The 18604-nt window shown below is 72.6% G+C and carries 16 protein-coding genes; 5 read left to right on the top strand and 11 right to left on the bottom strand.

What is annotated here, in order from left to right; genetic code table 11:
• Positions 1 to 49: 49 nt before the first annotated feature.
• The 7 genes from E6R60_RS21005 to E6R60_RS20975 all read right to left on the bottom strand — a co-directional run bounded on the left by E6R60_RS21005 (position 50) and on the right by E6R60_RS20975 (position 7853).
• Positions 50 to 949 (bottom strand): S1 family peptidase, encoded by a 900-nt coding sequence (locus tag E6R60_RS21005; RefSeq protein WP_136328156.1) that lies wholly within the window; start codon positions 947 to 949, stop codon positions 50 to 52.
• A gap of 292 nt (positions 950 to 1241) precedes the next feature.
• Complete coding sequence (locus E6R60_RS21000) at positions 1242 to 2042, bottom strand: DUF1684 domain-containing protein (protein WP_136328155.1); 801 nt, start codon at positions 2040 to 2042, stop codon at positions 1242 to 1244.
• A 4-nt stretch (positions 2043 to 2046) separates the two neighbouring features.
• The gene (locus E6R60_RS20995; protein ID WP_136328154.1) at positions 2047 to 3165 is read right to left on the bottom strand and encodes an LLM class flavin-dependent oxidoreductase; all 1119 of its coding nucleotides are present in this window, start codon (positions 3163 to 3165) and stop codon (positions 2047 to 2049) included.
• Entirely contained in the window at positions 3162 to 4229 is a 1068-nt protein-coding gene (locus tag E6R60_RS20990) for an LLM class flavin-dependent oxidoreductase (RefSeq protein ID WP_136328153.1), read from the bottom strand. Before E6R60_RS20990 ends, E6R60_RS20995 begins: the two co-directional genes overlap by 4 nt.
• 54 nt (positions 4230 to 4283) lie before the next feature.
• A complete protein-coding gene (locus tag E6R60_RS20985; RefSeq protein WP_206309478.1) occupies positions 4284 to 5036 on the bottom strand; it encodes an amino acid ABC transporter ATP-binding protein in 753 nt (250 codons plus the stop codon).
• A 109-nt stretch (positions 5037 to 5145) separates the two neighbouring features.
• Positions 5146 to 6990 (bottom strand): FAD/NAD(P)-binding protein, encoded by a 1845-nt coding sequence (locus tag E6R60_RS20980; protein WP_136328151.1) that lies wholly within the window; start codon positions 6988 to 6990, stop codon positions 5146 to 5148.
• Positions 6987 to 7853: an amino acid ABC transporter permease gene (locus E6R60_RS20975; RefSeq protein ID WP_136328150.1), complete on the bottom strand. Its 867-nt coding sequence runs from the start codon at positions 7851 to 7853 to the stop codon at positions 6987 to 6989. The genes E6R60_RS20980 and E6R60_RS20975 overlap by 4 nt, the downstream gene beginning before the upstream one ends.
• 491 nt (positions 7854 to 8344) lie before the next feature.
• On the opposite strand from E6R60_RS20975, the gene E6R60_RS20970 reads away from it, so the two are divergent.
• Positions 8345 to 9286: an ABC transporter substrate-binding protein gene (locus tag E6R60_RS20970; RefSeq protein ID WP_136328149.1), complete on the top strand. Its 942-nt coding sequence runs from the start codon at positions 8345 to 8347 to the stop codon at positions 9284 to 9286.
• An 81-nt stretch (positions 9287 to 9367) separates the two neighbouring features.
• Here E6R60_RS20970 and E6R60_RS20965 read toward each other — a convergent pair whose 3' ends face one another.
• Complete coding sequence (locus E6R60_RS20965; protein ID WP_206309477.1) at positions 9368 to 10600, bottom strand: DUF5685 family protein; 1233 nt, start codon at positions 10598 to 10600, stop codon at positions 9368 to 9370.
• A gap of 308 nt (positions 10601 to 10908) precedes the next feature.
• On the opposite strand from E6R60_RS20965, the gene sepF reads away from it, so the two are divergent.
• The gene (gene sepF / locus E6R60_RS20960; protein ID WP_136328148.1) at positions 10909 to 11352 is read left to right on the top strand and encodes a cell division protein SepF; all 444 of its coding nucleotides are present in this window, start codon (positions 10909 to 10911) and stop codon (positions 11350 to 11352) included.
• A gap of 36 nt (positions 11353 to 11388) precedes the next feature.
• Here the strand turns inward: sepF and E6R60_RS20955 are convergent, their stop codons facing one another.
• Both E6R60_RS20955 and E6R60_RS20950 read right to left on the bottom strand, forming a co-directional pair.
• The gene (locus tag E6R60_RS20955) at positions 11389 to 12600 is read right to left on the bottom strand and encodes an acyl-CoA dehydrogenase family protein (protein WP_136328147.1); all 1212 of its coding nucleotides are present in this window, start codon (positions 12598 to 12600) and stop codon (positions 11389 to 11391) included.
• 92 nt (positions 12601 to 12692) lie between these two features.
• On the bottom strand, positions 12693 to 14411 hold the full coding sequence (locus tag E6R60_RS20950) for an MFS transporter (protein ID WP_136328146.1): 1719 nt from the start codon (positions 14409 to 14411) through the stop codon (positions 12693 to 12695).
• A 554-nt stretch (positions 14412 to 14965) separates the two neighbouring features.
• Here E6R60_RS20950 and E6R60_RS20945 point away from each other — a divergent pair.
• Complete coding sequence (locus E6R60_RS20945; RefSeq protein WP_136328145.1) at positions 14966 to 15982, top strand: phosphatase PAP2 family protein; 1017 nt, start codon at positions 14966 to 14968, stop codon at positions 15980 to 15982.
• A 408-nt stretch (positions 15983 to 16390) separates the two neighbouring features.
• Here the strand turns inward: E6R60_RS20945 and E6R60_RS20940 are convergent, their stop codons facing one another.
• Positions 16391 to 16606 (bottom strand): I78 family peptidase inhibitor, encoded by a 216-nt coding sequence (locus E6R60_RS20940; protein WP_136328144.1) that lies wholly within the window; start codon positions 16604 to 16606, stop codon positions 16391 to 16393.
• A 696-nt stretch (positions 16607 to 17302) separates the two neighbouring features.
• On the opposite strand from E6R60_RS20940, the gene E6R60_RS20935 reads away from it, so the two are divergent.
• Both E6R60_RS20935 and E6R60_RS20930 read left to right on the top strand, forming a co-directional pair.
• Complete coding sequence (locus E6R60_RS20935; protein ID WP_136328143.1) at positions 17303 to 18085, top strand: hypothetical protein; 783 nt, start codon at positions 17303 to 17305, stop codon at positions 18083 to 18085.
• Positions 18086 to 18222: 137 nt separating this feature from the next.
• Positions 18223 to 18567 carry a hypothetical protein gene (locus E6R60_RS20930; RefSeq protein ID WP_136328142.1) on the top strand — a complete coding sequence of 115 codons (345 nt, stop codon included), beginning with the start codon at positions 18223 to 18225 and terminating at the stop codon, positions 18565 to 18567.
• Positions 18568 to 18604: the final 37 nt, after the last annotated feature.

Genomic DNA, 18604 nt, shown 5'->3' with positions numbered 1-18604 from the left:
TTCGAGGGACGGGCCGGTTCCGGGGGGACGGAACCGGCCACCCGGCGTGTCAGTAGACGCTGACGCCGTACGCGCTGAGTGCCTCGGTGACGGGCTGGAAGAAGGTCGTACCACCGGAGCTGCAGTTGCCGCTGCCGCCCGAGGTGAGTCCGATCGCCTTGGAGCCGGAGTAGAGCGGACCGCCGGAGTCACCGGGCTCCGCGCACACGTTCGTCTTGATCATGCCGTAGACGATGTCGCCGTTGCCGTAGTTGACCGTGGCGTTGAGCGCCGAGACGGTGCCGCTGTGGATGCCGGTGGTGGAGCCGCGGCGGGTGACGGACATCCCCACCGTGGCGTTGGCCGCGCCGGTGATGTCGACGCTGCCCACGGTGCCGGCGTGGGCGACGGAGGTGTTGTCGTAGCGGACCAGACCGTAGTCGTTGGTCGGGAAGCTCGATCCGACCGTCGGGCCGATGCTCGTGGTGTGTGAGGAGTTGGTGTACCAGGGCGGGTTGCCGTCGGTGCAGTGACCGGCGGTCAGGAAGTAGTAGGTGGTGCCGCTGCGGACGTTGAATCCGAGGGAGCAGCGCCAGCTGGGTGCGTAGATGGCGTCGCCGCCGGAGAGCAGCTTGCTGAACCTGCCGGACGTGTGCTCGATGCGCAGAGCACCGGCGTTGACGCCCGCGGATTCCTTGATCTGCCGGATCTCCGAGGCGGAGACCGTGCTGTCGACGGTGACGACGAGCTTCTTCGTCACGGGGTCGACGTTCCAGGCCGTGCCGGCCACGTCGGCGCCGAGGACGGCGTCGCTCGCGGCGGAGAGCTGGTTCGCGCTGTACGTTCCGGTGGAGCTGGCCTGGGCGCTGGGGACGGTGAGTGCGGCGACCGCCACAAGTCCTGCGGCGATGCCGACGGCCCTGCTGCGTCTCGCGGTGCTGCCGAGGGGGGTGGTGCGCTTGATCCTCACTTGTTTCCTCCCGGGGGGAGTCGGGGGTCCGCCTGTGGGGTGGTCGGACCCGTGAGGCGCAGTCAGGGTCCCGGCCGTCCGTCCGCATTGCGGATATGCCGTGCCCCTGACAAGCGCTGCTCGGGAGTATTCAAGGCGTCAACTTCTCGCGCAAGGGCGCCTTTTGGCCTGAGCTCCGCGGATCACACGCTTCCGCGGCTCCCCGCGTCACACGCTTCCGCCGTCCGTCGTCCGGCCCCGGCGGACGAGGTCTGCCGGGGCCGGACGCGGGGTGTCGGCGAAGAGGCCGGGGTCAGCCGTCGGTCCTGTTCCGCTCCCCCGCCTCGACGGGGACGGGAAGCGTGTTGCCGGGCGGCGGGAACGGGCAGATGAAGTGGTCGGCGAAGGCGCAGGGCGGCAGCAGCGCCCGGTTGAAGTCCACCGTCACCGTGCCGTCGGCGTCCGGTGCGGCGGGCCGCAGGAACCGGAAGCGGTAGCTGGTGTTCCCGCTGGTGGCGTCGGCGAAGACCGCCCAGAGAGAGCCGTCGTCCTCGACGGCGACCTGGAGGGTGTGCTCGACGCCCGCCAGCTCGAAGGCGATCTCCCCGCCGAGCCCGAGCCCGCGCTCCACGCCGTCGGCGTTCTCCACCCGGACCGTGCGTGAGGTGGTGTACGGGCGGAAGGCCCCCGGCACGGCCCAGCCCGGGTCGTACGGCGTGGCCTCGATGGCCCGGAAGGCGCGCCGCGCCGGGGAGTCCGGGTCGAAGTCCCTTACCGCCCACAGGCCTTCACGGCTCAGCACCACGAGCCGGCGCTCGCCGTGCGCCACCCGGGAGTCCTCGATGCGCCCGCGGTCGGCGGCGAGCCGGACCTGGCCGGTGAAGGGCTTGTTGTCGACGCTCAGTGCGTCCTCGGGGCCGGCGGTGAGCACCACCTCGTCGCCGTCCTCCCGCCATTGCCCCGGGACGGCCGGAATTCGCCCTTCCGGGTAATCGGAGAGCCAATGGGTCCCGGTGAGGGAGAGCGGCCCGTACGGTGCGGCGACCGTGGCGGTCCGCTCCTGGTGCCAGTGGTCCCAGTCCCGCGCCGCCTGCTGCTGTGCGTCCGTGCTCATGGGGTCAACCTTTCCATTCCGGCTCGGCGAGTCCGAGGTGCGACCGCAGCGTGGAGCCGGTGTACGCGGTGCGGAACACCCCCCGTTCCTGGAGGAGCGGGACGACCCGGTCGACGAAGCCGTCGAGGCCGCCGGAGGTGGGATGGGGAACGATCACGAAGCCGTCGGCGGCCCCCGTGGCGACGCGCTGGGCCATCTCCGCCGCCACGGTCCGCGGGGCGCCGACGAACGGCCGACAGGCCGCCGCCCCGGTGACCGTCTGCCGGAGGGACACGCCGCTCCCCCGGTCCGGCTCGCGCCGGAGTGCGGCCGCCCGCTCCCGCGCCTCGGCATCGGTGTCGCCCAGCACCACGCCGGCACGGGGCATGACTGTGAGGGCGCCGGGCTCCCGGCCGTACGCGGCGAGCCTCCCCCGGACGTCGGCGCGGAAGGCACGCCCCGCCTCCGGGGTGCCGTGCCGGGTGAGGACGACGTCGGCGTCCGACGCGGCGGACTCGCGGGCCTGCGCGCAGTGCCCCGTCCGGATGACGACGGGGTGCCCCTGCGGGGAGCGCGGGACGGTGAACTCGCCCTCGACCGAGAAGTGCCGGCCGTGGTGGGCGAAGGGGCGGGGGTCCCCGCCGGGTGACCAGGAATCCCACAGCTCACGGGCGGTGGCGATGAACTCGGCGGTACGGGCGTGTTCACTCTCCCGGTCGAGGCGGCCGCCGCGCCGGAAGTTCTCGGCGATGCGGGCGTCGGCCGCGGTGGTGACGTTCCAGGCGGCACGGCCCGCGCTGAGGTGGTCGAGGGTCGCGAACCGGCGGGCCACCTCGTAGGGCTCGTTGAAGGTCGCGCTCACGGTGGCGGCGAGGCCGATCCGGTCGGTGACCGCCGCCAGCGCGGCCAGCACGGTGAGGGGTTCGGGGCGGCCCGCGTCCGGATCGCGGCCGGGGCCGCCCCGGTCGGGCGGCGGAAGCGCGTCGGCGAGGAGGAGGAAGTCGAACAGCCCGCGCTCGGCGGTCCGCGCGAGGTGTTCGAAGGAGGAGAACGCGATCCGGCTGCCGGAGCGCGGATCGCTCGGCACGGTGTCGTCCACCGGGAAGTGCACGGCGAGGCGCATCTGTCTGGGGGCGGCCGTCATACCCGTGCTCCTCGGAGGGCGTACCGGTTGGCCGGGCGGGCCAGCCCCAGGTGCTCGCGGAGGGTGCCGCCGGGGTAGAAGGTGCGGAACAGGCTGCGGTGCTGGAGCAGGGCCACCGTGCCGTTGACGATCCGTTCGAGGTCGCGCTCGGGTGTGATCGGGGTGAGGTGGAAGCCGTCGACGGCTCCTGAACGGTGCCACTGGGTGATGAGGTCGGCGAGGTCGACCGGCCCGCCGCGGTAGTACGTGCCGTGCCCGGCGAGCGGTGGACCGCTCTCCAGGCCCGGTTCGGGGGCCGACTCGACGTCGCCGAGATCGACGGTGAGCGCGGCGAGCACCCGCAGCGTCCCGGGGTCGCGCCCGTGGGCCGCCGCGCGGCGGAGCACGTCGTCGCGGATCCCGGCGGCCCGCTCGGGGGTGCCGGCCCGTACGAGCACCACGTCGGCGTGGCGGGCGGCGGTCTCCCGGGCGGGATCCGCCGTGCCGTCGACGACCGTGACCGGGTGGCCCTGCGGGGGCCGGGGCACGATGCCGGGTCCGCGGACGCGGAAGGCGGCGCCTTCGAAGTCGGTGCGGTGGACCCTGGCACGGTCGGGGACGCGTCCGGTGGCGGCGTCCCGGACGTCGGCGCCGTCCTCCCGGCTGTCCCAGAGCCGTGCCGCCACGTCGGCGGCCTCGCCGGCCTCCCGCCACAGTCCGGCGGCGGGCGCGGCGGGGCGGCGTCCGAACAGCCGGGCCTCGGCGGCGGTCGTCGACACGTCCACCCACCAGCCGGCCCGGCCCCGGCTGACCCAGTCCAGCGTGGCCACGGCGGACGACACGTGGAAGGGCTCGGTGTGGGTGGTGGTCACCGTCGGGACGAGTCCGATCCTGCGCGTTCCGGGCGCGACCCGGGAGAGCACGGAGAGGGCGTCCGGTCCCGGCCGGGCGAACGAGTCGCCCAGGGTGACGAAGTCGAGGGTTCCGTGCTCGGCGAGCCGGGCGAGGCCGGTGTAGTGCGCGGGGTCGTAGCGGGGCGGGCCGCCGATCCCGGCGGCCAGGTGGAGCGGGCGGAGAGAGGACATGGGGCGGGCTCTTTCGGAGGGTGCGGACGTGGCTCGTGGATGCGGGGTGCCGGGTCACAGCACCTTGGAGAGGAAGGCGCGCGTCCGTGGGTGGCGCGGCCGGCCGAGCACCTCGGCGGGCGGGCCCTGCTCGACGATCCGTCCCTCGTCCATGAAGACGACGGTGTCGGCGACCTCGCGCGCGAACCCGATCTCGTGCGTGACGACGATCATCGTGGTGCCCTGCTGCGCGAGGTCCTTGATGACGTCGAGGACCTCGCCGACCAGTTCGGGGTCGAGCGCGGAGGTGGGCTCGTCGAAGAGCAGCAGCCTCGGTTCGAGGGCGAGGGCCCGGGCGATGGCGACGCGCTGCTGCTGGCCGCCGGAGAGCTGTCCCGGGTACGCGGCCGCCTTGCCGTCGAGCCCGACCCGGGCCAGCAGCCGGCGGGCGGTGGCGGCGGCCTGCTGTTTCGTGCGGCCGAGGGCGGCGACCGGGGCCTCGGTGATGTTCTCCAGGACGGTCAGGTGGGGGAAGAGGTGGAAGTTCTGGAAGACGAAGCCGATCCGGGTGCGGCGGCGCAGGACCTCGCGCTCGGGGAGTTCGTGGAGCTTGTCGCCCTTCCTGCGGTACCCGACGAAGTCCCCGTCCACGGTGATCGATCCCCGGTCCGCCTTCTCCAGGTGGTTGACGGTGCGCAGCAGCGTGGACTTCCCGGAGCCGGAGGGACCGAGGATCACGGTCACTTCGCCGGGACCTACGGACAGGTCGACGCCGCGCAGGACGTCGAGGGAGCCGAAGCTCTTGTGCACCCCCCGGATCTCGACCACGGGGGCGGCGGGCGCGTGGGCGCGAGCGGACGCCGGTTCGTTCGTCGGGGGTCGGCTGGTCGTCTTCATGGCGGTGTCCTCGGACGGTACGGAACGGAGTGCGCGCCGGTCAGCCATCGGCGTGGCCGGTACCGCGCAGGAAGGTGAGGGCGGCGCGGGCGGTGGCGTCGTTCTGCCCGAAGGCCGGGCCGCCGGTGCGTGGCCGGGTGAAGGCGCCGCTCGTGCGGGCGGCCGTGTGCGGGCCCAGCGCGAAGCGGCGGGGGTGCGGGAGCCCGTCGCGGTCCAGGATCCGGCCGTCGCCGGGGTCGACCGCGAGCAGCCCGGTGGCGGTGGCGGCGGCCCCGTCCTCGTACAGCGCCCGGAGCAGGGTGCTGCGGGTGCGTCCCGGCGAGGCGTCGGGGAGCCGGGCCTCGACGAGGGCGCGGGCTTCGATCCGCTCCCCCGGCACCGTGGCGCCGGCTGCCCGGAACAGACCCCGCTCCTCGTCGGCCTCGACCGTCGTCCCGGCGCCGAGGAAGCGGACGACACCGGCCCGGGACAGCGCCAGCAGCTGCCGCAGCCGAGGCCCGGGCGGTCCGGAGGCGAGGTAGCTGAAGAAGCCGTGCCACCAGTCCCCGACGTCGGGGAACCGGGCCAACTGGCCGTACACGGAGAGCAGTCCGAGGAAGACGGCGAGGTCCTCGCTGTGCGCGGGGTCGTGCCGGCGGGCCAGGTCCGCGGTGATGTAGGCGCGCGTCGCCTCCTGGAAGGAGGCGGCCGAGGGGTGGCGCACCCCGTCCAGGGGGTGATCGAGCGCCGCCAGGTCGAGCCGGTCGGCCGGGTCGGGGACGGCCGCGGCGATCACGGCGCGCAGATCGGCGCTGCCGGGGTCGGCGGCCGCGTACTTCTCCTCGAAGACGGACCAGTCGGCCGTGGTGCGCTCCGGGTGGGCGGCGAAGAGCCGGTGGTAGTGGGCGTAGCCGAGTTCCTTGTCGACATGGGGCCAGACGTCCCGGCGGAAGTCGAGGGGGTGCGGCCGGCTCAGGAGCTCGTCGGCCAGGCCGGGACCGAAGAAACGCGGCAGGGGCGGCCGCTCGCCCGGCCGCACGTATCCGATCTTGGAGTGGTACGGGACGCCGCGCCGCGATCCGACGTAGAGCACGGGCTCCTTGCCGGAGGGCAGGTAGACGCCGTTCTCGTACCGCCCGCCGCGCCCCTCGGTGAGCAGCACCATCAGGTCGATGAAGGCGAGCCCGAAGCCCCGCACGATGACGGGTTCGCCCGCCGGCAGGGTGCTCAGGTCGCTGTCGGCCGTGAAGTCGGGCGGCAGATGGACGAGGCCGTGCCGGTCCGCGAAGCGGGACAGACGCTGTTGTTCCTCCTCCGGTTCGGCGTCGAGGTGGCCGAGGGTGAGGATCACGAGGTCGGCGGTGAGCGGTTCGGCGCGGCCCTCCAGGTGGACGGACTGGCGGCCGTCGCGGGGTCCCGTGACGCGCAGGGCCCGGCGGCGGTGTTCGTGGACGCTGACGGTGGGCGGCAGCGCGGCCACCGACTGCTCGTACACCCAGCGCAGATACGCCCCCTGCAGCCGCCGGCTCGGGAAGTCCTCCCCCGTCAGCGCGTCTATCTCGGCACGGAGCCCGGGTTCCCGGGCGACGTCCGGGCCTGGTGCGGTGCGTCCCTCGCGCACGTCGGCCGCCCAGGTGTGGAGGGCCGGCCCCGGCCGTACGGGGCCTTCGAGGCGGACGGTGTCGTCGGTGAACATGGTGACGTCCTCGGCCATGGAGTTCATCCACAGCAGCGGCGACTGGTCGTGGCGCCAGATCCGGCCGCCGCCGGGCGGGAACGGGTCGACGAGATGGATGTCCAGCGGCCGGCCGTCGTACAGCGAGGGGGCGTTGGCGGCGATGCGCTCGATGACGCCCGTGCCCCGCGGCCCCGCCCCTATGACGACCAGCGTCGGTACGCCGCTCACCGCGCGTCTCCGGTGCCGCGCGCGTAGTACCGCTCGACGTAGTGCTGGCCGACGCCCAGCAGCGAGGTCACGGCGACGTACCAGAGAGTGGCGACGAGCAGCAGCGGGATGACCTGGTAGGTGCGGTGGTACACCAGCTGGACCGAGTACAGCAGGTCCTGTACGGCGATGATGCTGACGATCGAGGTGCCCTTGAGGGTGCCGATCAGCATGTTCCCGGCGGGCGGCACGATGGAGCGCATCGCCTGCGGCAGCACGATCCTGCGCAGTCGCCGCCACGGGCCGAGTCCGAGGGACTGGGCGGCCTCCAGCTGTCCGCGTTCCACGGACAGGATGCCGCCGCGGACGACTTCCGCCGCGTAGGCGGCCTCATGGAGCGTCAGTCCGACGACGGCGACGGTGACGGGGCCGAGGAGGTTCACGGTCCGGACGCCGAGGATCTCCGGGTAGAGCGCGCCGATGTTGAACCAGAACAGCAGCTGGACCAGGATCGGCGTGGACCGGAAGAGCCACACGTATCCCCAGCCGACCGCCTGGAGCACGCGGTTCGCGGAGAGTCTGAGGACGGCGAGCAGCGTGCCGAGCGCGAAGCCGAGCGCCATCACGAGCGCGGTGAGCCAGAGGGTGAGCCCGAGCCCGCGCAGCACGGCCGTGGTCGTGAAGTAGTCGCCGACTACGTCCCATTGGAAGGCGTCGTTGCGGATGACGGAGTTCAGGGCGAGGGCGAGCAGGACCAGTACGGCCCCGGCGGCGGTCCACTGGCCGGTCCTGCGCGCCGGGACGATCCGCAGGGGGCCGGGGTCGTCGTCCTCGAGGGGTCCGGCCGGGAGGGCCGGCGGAAGGGTGTCTGTCGGTGCGGACATGCGAGGGCTCCGTGGATGCGGCGATCGAACACGGGGCGCGCCCTCGGCACGGAACACAACGGTGGAACACGACGAGGACCGGGCCCCTCAGCCCGATCCGCATCCCGAGGTAAGCGCTGCCGGCGGCCGCTTGTCAAGGCTGTCCACACTGTGAGCCGTACGTCTCAGGTCAGTTGACGGACCAACGGATGCCTGTTCCACTTGGGCCATGCATTCGCAGCAGTGGCTGGTCAAGCGCTCCCACATCGACTTCGGTCGCGTGTGGTCCTGTTCCTGTTGAGCCTCCGCCCTGCTCCGCCCCGCATTCCCGCTCGCGCCGTGACCGGCGTCTGAGCTCTTCTCCCTGCGTGCCCTCGCGTACACAACGCCGCACCACCCTCCCCTCGCACCGGCTTTTCCGTCGTGTTCCGCCTTTCCTCCGCCCCGTCCGGGGGCCCTCTCGCGCTGCCCCGCGCCCGCCCCCGGCCGACGAATCTGGAGAACCATCTGTCATGTCCCGTACCCGGCACCTCGCTGCCTTCGCGCTGATCACCGCCGCCACGCTGACCGTGACCGCGTGCGGGTCCGGCGATCCGGCGACCGCCCCCGCGGGCGCGGCCGGTTCCGCCGCCAAGGGTGCGGTCCCCACCGCCGACGTCGTGTCGGGAGTGAAGAAGGACGCGGCCGCCGCCGCGCTGCTGCCCGCCCGGGTCCGCTCCTCCGGCACTCTGCGCATCGCCTCCAGCGTCGGCTCCCCGCCCAGCGCCACCTATCTCGCGGACGGTACGACCCTGGCCGGCGCCGACATCGACTTCGGGGACGCCGTGGCCCGGGTGCTCGGGCTGAAGCCGAAGCGGGAGGTCGCCGCGTTCGAGGCGATCCTGCCCGCGCTCGGCAGCGGGAAGTACGACGTGGGCACCGGCAACTTCGGCGTGACCGACGAACGCAGCCGGACGATCGACTTCGTCACCTATCTCAACGACGGCCAGGGCTTCGCGGTCCGCGACGACAGCGAGCTGTCCGGGATCACCGACCTCACCCAGCTCTGCGGCCTGACGGTGGGCACCGCGGCGGGGACCACGTTCGAGGCGACGCTGGAGAAGAACCGGCACCGGTGCTCCGAGGCCGGCGAGAAGGCCTACGCCGTGAAGACGTACGCCGACGCCTCGGCGGTCTGGTCCTCGCTCCAGCAGGGGCGTACGGACGTGGTGATGTCGACCATCAACGGTTTGAGGTACGCCGTGGGGCAGCAGGAGGACGTGCGCTTCCTCAACGAGTTCAAGCGCCTCGACGTCGGCTTCGCCTTCAAGAAGGGCACCCCGCTGGCGCCCGCCTTCCAGGCCGCCGTCAACCGTCTCAAGGCGGACGGCACCTACGAGCGGATCCTGAAGAAGTGGGGCATCTCCGCCTCGGCCGTCAGGACCTCGCAGATCTCGCCGCCCGAGATCAGGTGAGTGCCGGTCAGCCGCCGGGGACGGCCCGGACCGTGTGGACCCGCACGTTCCGAGCGTCCCTGCCGCTCCCCTGACGCCGCATCAGCAGCTGCAGTCGCACCCGCAGCAGTCGCAGCCGTCACAACAGTCCCCGCAGTTGCCGCAGCAGTCGCAGGCGTCGCAGCAGTCACCACAGTCGCATTTGCTGCACAGTCCTTCGCGCCGCTGGTGGCTCCACGGGTCGTCGAAGGTGCCGCAGCACATCTGGCAGGTGCAGGCGAGGCCCGCCCAGACGAGGCAGCCCATGATGAGCCCCCGCCGGTCGCGCGGGGGCTCCGGCGGCTGCGGCGGATCGAACGGCCCGGACGGCCCCGTGGGGGCGTACGGATTGCCCGGCGGCGGCCCGAACGAAGCCACAGGCCGCCCTTCTGACGGGTGGCCGGCTTCCGTCAGGAGCCCGCCGCCCTGATGGGAACAGACGTCCGTGGCGAACGCCCGGTCCACCGAGCGCCGCAGCTCGTGCGCCAGCAGCACATGGGCGAGCCGGTCATCGGCGAATTCCGCGTCGCGCAGCGCCAGCCGTACGCCCCGCAGCGCGTCGTCGCACAGCCGACGGGCCTCGGCCCGCGAGGTGCCGGTCGCCGTGAGGGGGTTCCAGGCACCCGACGCGGCGTCAGCTTCCTGGTCCTCCACGGCATCCAGCAGATGAGCGAGCCGTCCGAAGAGCCGCCCGGCCTCCGCCAGCGGCGCGGCGTTCTGCGGCTTGCCCGCGAGCACGGCGGTGTGCGCGAAGGCCGCAGCCGTGGCGGTCTCGGTGGGCTCGGTGACCGTGAGCAGCGGGGTTCCGGGGCCCGCGAGCAGCTCGATGCCCGTCTGCCGGTCGACGGCGTCGACGAGCAGCGCCGTGTCGAAGCCGAGCTGGGCGCCGGTGCGCGCCCCGGCCCGGTCCCAGCCCGCGGCCACCCTGCGCGCGGCAGCGGCCACCGGGCGCCGCGCCAACAAGCCGTCGCGGTCGGCCACGTGGTCGCGCACCTTGGCCGAGGCCAGCACCAGCGAGACCGCGGCGGCGAGCCTGGCGCCCTCGCCGCGCGCGACCGGGGCGGTGCGCATGGCGCGCAGCGGGCAGGGACCGGCCGTGCGCCGCTGCCCGGGGGTGCGCTCGGTCTGAGCCTCCGTCAGGACCGAGACGATCAGACCGTCGTAGTTCGTGACGATCCGGGCGAACTGGCCGTGATCGGAGCGAAGTGCCAGACACAGCCCGCAGAGATGGGCCATCCACTCGGCCTTGAGCCCCTCCGACAAGCGGTGCGTGCAGGGCCTGACGATTCCGAACACGGCTATCCCCCGGTAGTCGTTCTGCTGTGCGCGGCGCTCGGGCGCGCGCACGACGTGCATCGTATCGAGTGACCCGTTCACCCGTACGTCCCCCATGTCACCCGTACGGACCGGCGGACCATATTTTCTTATCTCCAGGGCCCTTATCCAGGAGGAACCTTGACGAATCGCCACATCTTCTGCACCAGTACCGTCACGAATGCCCTGCGCGCCGCCTATCCCCTTGGCGCACGATCCGCATGATGGACGACCATAGGGATACGAAAGAGATGCGGAACACCAAGGAACCGCGGTGAGAGGAGGCGTCCATGGGATCGGTGCGCAAGGCGAGTGCCTGGCTGGGCCTCGTAGAGGACAGCAACGAGCGGTACTACGACGACGACGAGTACGCCGAAGGTGCACGGACCGGGACCGGGCAGGCGTGGGTGACCGATCCGCGGGTGCGAGTGGTCTCGGAGGCGGCCGAGGAGACGGGCCGCCGGATCGCGACGGTGACCCCGGACAGTTTCCGGGACGCCCGGAGCATCGGCGAGCTGTTCCGGGACGGCGTCCCGGTGATCATGAACCTCACGTCCATGGACTCCGCCGACGCCAAGCGCGTGGTGGACTTCGCCGCGGGACTGATCTTCGGACTGCGCGGGTCGATCGACCGCGTGGCCACCCGGGTCTTCCTGCTGACCCCCGCCGACACCCAGGTCGTCAACGGCGAAGCCGCCGGCCGGCCGGCCGACGGCTTCTTCAACCAGAGCTGAGCAAGGGCTCACGGCGGTTTGGCCGCGGTCCCGGGTCTACCGGAACGCGTCCAGGCCGGTGAGCGCCTTGCCCAGCACCAGCTGGTGCATCTCCACGGTTCCTTCGTAGGTGAGCACCGACTCCAGATTCGTCGCGTGGCGCATCACCGGGTACTCCAGCGAGATCCCGTTGGCGCCGAGGATCGTGCGCGAGGTGCGGCAGATCTCGATGGCCTCCCGCACGTTGTTCAGCTTTCCGAAACTGACCTGCTCCGGACGGAGCCTGCCCGCGTCCATCCGACGGCCGAGGTGGTGGGCGAGCAGGATGCCCTTGTGCAGTTCGACCGCCATGTCGGCGAGCTTGGCCTGGGTGAGCTGGAAGCCGCCGATCGGCTTCCCGAACTGCTCACGCGTCCTCGCGTAGTCGACGGCCGCCTCGAAGCTGGACCGGGCGGCGCCCATGGCCCCCCAGACGATGCCGTAGCGGGCATGACTGAGGCAGCTGAGCGGCCCGCGCAGTCCGGTGACGCCCGGCAGCACGGCGTCGGCCGGCAGCCGTACCTCGTCGAGGATCAGCTCGCTGGTGACCGAGGCGCGCAGGGACCACTTGTGCCTGATCTCCGGCGCGGAGAAGCCGGGGGCATCGGTGGGCACCACGAATCCGCGGATGCCACCGCCCGCGTCGCCCTCGTCGGTCTGCGCCCAGACCACGGCTACCCCGGCGACCGAACCGTTCGTGATCCACATCTTGCGGCCGCTGAGGACCCAGTCCTCGCCGTCGCGCTTGGCGTACGTCCGCATGCCGGCCGGGTCGGAGCCGTGGTCCGGTTCGGTGAGCCCGAAACAGCCGATGATCTCGCCGGCCGCCATCCCGGGCAGCCACTGCCGCTTCTGCTCCTCGGAGCCGAAGCGGTGGATCGCGTACATGGCGAGCGAGCCCTGTACGGAGACGAGCGAGCGGATCCCCGAGTCGGCGGCCTCCAGCTCCAGACAGGCCAGCCCGTACTGGACCGCGGTGGCGCCGGCGCAGCCGTACCCCTGGAGGGACATGCCCAGGGCGCCGAGCGAGCCGAGCTCGCGGGCGAGCTCGCGGATGCCGGGCAGTTCACCGTTCTCGTACCACTCGGCGATGTGCGGCAGGACCCGGTCGGCGGCCCAGACCCGGACGGTGTCGCGGATCGCGAGATCCTCGGGGCCGAGGAGATCGTCGATGCCGATCGGGTCGCGGGGGTCGAAGGGCGGGAGTTTCGAGGACGGAGCGGTGGACATGAGGGAGTGCCTCCGGCGGCTCGCACGGTACCGATGTCGGTGGGCGCCGAAAACTAGCAGTGTTAGTTACGGCGTCGTGCCGACGTTACGACTCAGTGTGCCGCGCGTCCAGAGCCCGTCGCCTCGGCGGGCGCGCGCCGCGCGGGCAGCCGCAGCAGCACCTCGGGCCGCTCCTGGGCCGGCAGTTCGCGGCCGCCCAGGGGGCTCTGCGTCTCCCTGGCCTCCGGCGCCACCGCATCGTCGGCCGGCGTGCGGGGTTCGCAGAGCGGCGGGCACTCCATCACGCGGGGCAGCCTCAGCGCGGCGAGCGCCCCGAGCAGCAGCAGACCCGCGCTGACCAGAAGGGTGAGGTGCAGCCCGCCGACGAAGGCGTCCCGCGCGGTGGAGCGCAGGACGGCGCCGAGGGGACCGCCCAACTGGGCGGCGACCTGGTAGGCCTCACCGAGCGAGTGCGCGGCCGCGGCGCCCGCCGAGGCGGGGATCCCCTTGTCCGGGAGCCCGGCCAGACCGGGGGCGTACGCGGCGTTCATCACACTGCCGAGCAGGGCGATGCCCATGCCGGCGCCCAGCTGGTAGGAGGTCTCCCCTATCGCGGCGGCTCCGCCCGCACGGTCGGCCGGCGCCTCGCTCAGCATGGACTCGTACGCGCCGAAGAGCGTGGACTGGAGGCCGAAGCCCAGCAGGACGAAGGACACGGTCAGCAGGCCGGGCCGGTCGTGCAGGCCCATCGCGGTCAGCATCAGCACCGCGGCCGCCGTCAGGACGAAGCCCCATCCGACCATCCGGCGCGGGCCGACCCGGCGCAGGGTGTGCGAGCCGGTGGCGCCCGCGGCCATGGCGGCGAAGGTGAGCGGCAACAGTCTCAGACCGGTCTCCAGCGGGCTGAGGCCGAGGACCAGCTGGAGGTACTGGACGGCTATCAGCTCCAGCCCGACCAGCGCCAGCATGGCGAGGACGATGCAGCCCACCGCCGTGGTGAAGGCGGGCCGGGTGAACATCCCCATGTCGATCAGCGGATGCGTACGGCGCCTCTGACGGCGGACGAACGCGACCAGCAGGGCGGCTCCGGCCAGCAGCGGCACGAGCGTGCCCGGGCCGAGCAGCCCCTCGCCGGTTCCCGCGCGCTTCACTCCGAGGACGACGCCGAGGACACCGGCGGCGGCCATCAGCGCGCCGAACACGTCCCAGGGTCCGTCGCTGCTGCCGCGGGACTCCGGGAGCAGCAGCCGGCCGAACGGCAGGATCAGGGCCATCAGCGGGACGTTGATCAGGAAGACCGAGCCCCACCAGAAGTGCTCGACGAGGAAACCGCCGATGACCGGGCCGGTGGCCGCGCCGACGGCGGCGACGGCGGTCCACACCCCGATGGCCATGGCCCGTTCACGGCGGTCGGGAAACACCTGCCGGAGGATCGACAGGGTCGCCGGCATGATCATCGCGCCGCCGACGCCGAGCAGGGCCCGGGCCGCTATGAGCACGCCCGCGCTGTCGGCGAGGGAGGCGACGGCGGAGGCGACGCCGAAGAGCGCGTAGCCGAGGAGCAGTATGCGCCGGCGTCCCACGCGGTCGCCGAGCGTGCCGAAGAGGATCAGCAGGGACGCACAGACCAGCGGATAGACGTCCACGATCCACAGCAGACCGACGGCGCTGGGCCGCAGGTCCTCGGTGACTGCGGGCACGGCCACGTGCAGCACGGTCGCGTCGAGTGCCACGAGCAGCAGACTGAGGCAGAGGACGACCAGGACGACCCATCGATTGGCCCCGTCGGCGGCGTCGCGCAGACGGATTCGGGCTGTCGTCGTCCCGGACATGCATCTACCTCCCAAAAGGTCCCTCGCGCTCGGCAGGCCCCCCGGCGATTCAGCGTCCGCTGTCCCTCCGGGCCCGGCATCGACGGGCGAGTGGTCCGTCAGCGTACGCGAGTTCGGCAGGGCCACACGTGGCCCATCTCATACCGGCCGATGCCGTCGAGTGTGGTGTACGCCACTGCGGCCGCCCGGTCCGCCCCCTCCGGAGGGCCGCCCGGACCTGCGGCGACCGGCCGTTCCGCCGCGGGGGCGGCGGGGCCGGGAGGTGCGGGCACCCTCCGAGGCACACCCGCCGAGGGCATTCAGTAACCGGACCGACACCGTCCGTTCCCGCCCCGCGGCCCCCCTGGGCGAATGCACTCCGCCCTGCCGCACCCCTTTCCGCCCTTAACCGAATGCGTTTACGGAAAGGGTGCCCAATGAATGGAACGTAAGGAACTCGGGCCTCCTGGAAACTCAGAAAATCGGCTCGGCTGAGACATAGTCCACATCACATCGTCATCACAAAGCGGCCGGATCGACCGAGTCACCCACTCACTCGCTGTAACGTCGATTGGGTGCGTACCGACATCTTCGCCCGTCTGGACCGGGAGCCGGAACCGCCGAAGATAGAGACACCGCGGATGAGCCGTCACCGCATCGCTCTCTTCGGCGGGACGTTGGCGTTCTATCTGGCCATCGTCATTGCCGTGCTCATGTCGTCCTGGCTGGTGGCCCTGGACTGGAAGGTCATGCTCTTCCGGCCGTACCAGCAGTGGCCCGGCATCCACGCCTTCCTCGACTACTACGTCGTCCTCGGCCAGCGCGGACCGACCGCCGTCATGGTCGCCTGCTGGCTGGGCTGGCGCTCCTGGCGGCAGCACACACTGAGGCCGCTGCTGACGCTGGGCGCCTCGCTCCTGCTGCTCAACGTGACGGTGGGCGCGGTCAAGATCGGCCTCGGCCGGCTCGGCCCGCACTACGCGACGCAGATCGGATCGGCGGAACTCTTCGCCGGCGGCGATATATTTCCCTCCGGTCACACGGCCAATGCCGTCGTGACCTGGGGAATCCTCGCCTACCTGGCCGCCACTCCGCGCGCCAGGCGCTACCTGTCGGCCATGTCCGCGATCGTCTCCCTCGGAGTGGGCCTGACGACGGTCTACCTCGGTACGCACTGGCTCAGCGACGTGGTCCTCGGCTGGGCCGCGGGGCTGCTGATCCTCCTGGGCCTGCCCTGGGCCGAGCCGATGATCACCCGGGCGGAGAACTGGATCTTCGCGGCCCGCGAGTGGCTGAGCGCGCGCGGCAGGACGGTGGCACCGCAGCCCTCGGCCGCGGGCGCCCCCCGCCCCGCGCCCGCCCGGCTTCCGGCCGCGGGGGAGGCGGCGCCGACCGGCGGCGGACACCAGACGACGGTGCTCACGGCCGGCGGCAGCCGCCCCCGGGCGCACAGCGGACCCCCCGCGCACCCGGGGCACACCGCCCGCTCCGAGCGGACCCCGGTCACCCCGGCCGGCAGCCGCCGGCCGCCGCACGCGGACCGCACACCCCGCGGCGGCGCGGCCCCGGCCCGTCCGGTGGCCGGCGGGTGACCCCGCAGGGCTGCGGGCAGGGCGTACCCGGCCGCACGCGTCCCTGACGGAAGCCCTCATGCGGAAGGCCCCGGCTTCGGCCGGGGCCTTCCGCATGAGGGCTTCCGTCACGCGGGGGCCGACCTGGCCGGGGCTTCCGTCACGGGGGGGGGGCTAGCCGGGCCGGAATTCCATGCGGCGGGGCTGGGCGGGGCTTGCCCCCCCCAGGCGGCGGGACGCGGGTTCCCCCACGCAGGGGGCCGGACCCGGCTGCCCGTCGCGCAGGCGGCCGGACCGGGCTTCCGTCACGCGGGGAGCCGGGACCGGTACGCGGGGAGCCGGACCGGGCCTCCCTCACGCGGGAGCCGGGCCGGGGCCGTTACGGCCGCTCGCGAGGACGCGGGCGCGCGCACAGGGCGGTGCGGTCGCTCAGCCGGTCCAGCAGCGCCTGACCACGCCCGCGTCGACCTCGAAGTTGATCCGCCCGCTCCGGAACTCCATGGTGATCACGGTGCCCGGCGGCAGGGCTCTGACGGTGTCCCAGCCGCGCTCCCGGGCTCGCCGTTCTGCGGTCTCGGCGGCAAGGCCGACGTAAGCGCCGGGGGTGTCGTCGGGCTGGGCGGGAGGAGTCGGTACGGGTGCCATGCCTCTCACCGTAGGCGGCTCCCGGCCACCGCGGAAGCCGGGGCGCCACCCGGTCGCCACGCATCCTCACGTACCTCACCGGTCACACTTGTGTCACAGGAGCACTACACGTGTTCTCCGTGGAGTCATCCGTTCGGATGCACGATTCACGACGGGACACACAGTAATCACACAGGCCGTAAAACGATCACCGAAGCCGACCGGAACGACCTGGAATGGGGGCGGAATAGCCACTGCCGAGCGCCCTGGATTTCCCTGAGGAATGCCTTCTCGTAAAGGAACACACCACCGGGAATTCACCCTTCCTTATCGCACCCTTATCCGGACGTGACGATATCCACACCATCCCACCACGCCCCCTCCCGGACCTCCATCCGCCCGTATAGCGGACAGTCCCGTCATCCGCATGGCGACCCCGGGCGGCGGGGCACGGACCCGCCGCCGGTCAGCGCCCCGCGCGCCCGGGCCCCTCCGCGCAAGCCCTTTCGGCACGGTCGGCCCCGCCCGGGGAGGGGCGGCTCGCATGCACGAGGCACCTTTCCGTATGTCGGTATTTGTCATGATGCAACCGGGCAGGCCCCACCGCACGGCCCGATTCGGTGCTGCTTCTCGCGTGACCCCGGCAGCGGCTCACCCGTTGTCTTCTGCATGAGCCGGGATCCGCCCGGCGCCCGTACCGAGTCCGAGGAGCCACCCGTGCCGCGCATGCTCGACGTCAGCGAGGACGTACGCGCCGAGATCGGCGATGCCGAAGCCGACCGGCTGCTCGTCGGCGACAACGCCCCCGGCAGTTACGACTGCACCTCCTGCCGCACCCCCGGCGACTCCGAGCAGGAACGGACCAGCACGGTGCTGTTCGTCGGGGAGGAGACCGCCGTCCTCGCCTTCGCCCACGCGACCTGCATCCCCTCGCAGGTGGTCCAGGTCGCGGAGGAGCAGTTGCAGGGGGCCGTACGCAGCATCACCGGCAGCGAGCAGGACGCCCCGGGCCGGCTGACCCCCGAACAGGCGGTGCTCGGCATCACCAGCGGCCTCGTGCTGATCGACGACGAACTCCACCCCGCCCTGGTCGTCGAGCCGACCGGGGCGATCGCCCGCCCGGGCACCGACGGGAGCGGCGGTGACGAGTTCCTCCAGCTGCTGCTGGAGCAGGGTTTCAGGCCGGTCCACCGGATGGACCAGGTCCCCGACGTGCTGCACGGCTGGTCCATCCTGCTCGCCATGGGGCAGCTCCACGCGGTCCTCCAGCCGGGCACGGGCGGCGGGGCCCCGGTGGCCTGGTGGCAGGCGCACGCGCCCCTCCAGGTCACCGAGGGCTGGCGGACCGCGGCCAACAAGTCGCAGACCGTGCTCGTCTACGCCGCCCCGGCAGGCTCGATCGGCCAGCAGCCCCGTGAGGACCTGCTGCGCGACGCACTGGAGAAGGCCGCGGCGGGCGGGCTCCTGGTCGCCGCAGCGATGCCGCTGGCCGGGACCTGATCATGGCCGCGCACTCCTCGCACCCGCGGCGAACAGCGATTTCTCCCGCGCGCCCGCATCCGACGGACGGCGGGGTCGTTGGCACCTACGTGCACTCATACGACCCCTCCCACCAGCGTCCGAGCCCGATCCCTGCCATGCGTCCCTCGCAGGACCCATCGGGCGGCCCGTCCCAGACCCCGATCTACGACGCGCTGTACTCCGAGTACCGCAGGTCGTTCAGGGCGCTGCCGGGTGATCGGAGCGGCGAGGAGCATCTGGGTCTGCAGGGCCTCGGCGCCGGGTTCTTCGGCTCCCGCGCCCCGCTGAGCGTCCACTCCGGGCACACCGGAGGGGCCTCCGGCACCACCTCCGGCACGGCCGCCGGTCACGGCAGCGGTCCGAGCAGCCACACGGGCAGCCTCGGCTCCTGGCAGCGGGTCGGACGACACGCGGGCCGGGTCCAGCCCGCCGCGCTGCCACCGGGCTCCCGGGGAGCCTGAACACGACGGAGCCCCGGACCACTCACTCGGTGAGTGA

It is taken from the genome of Streptomyces sp. A0642, assembly GCF_004795105.1.
In the GTDB taxonomy this organism is placed as follows: Bacteria; Actinomycetota; Actinomycetes; order Streptomycetales; family Streptomycetaceae; genus Streptomyces.
The sequence above is the reverse complement of the archived record's forward strand: the minus strand, read 5'-3'. Positions and strand labels throughout refer to the sequence as shown.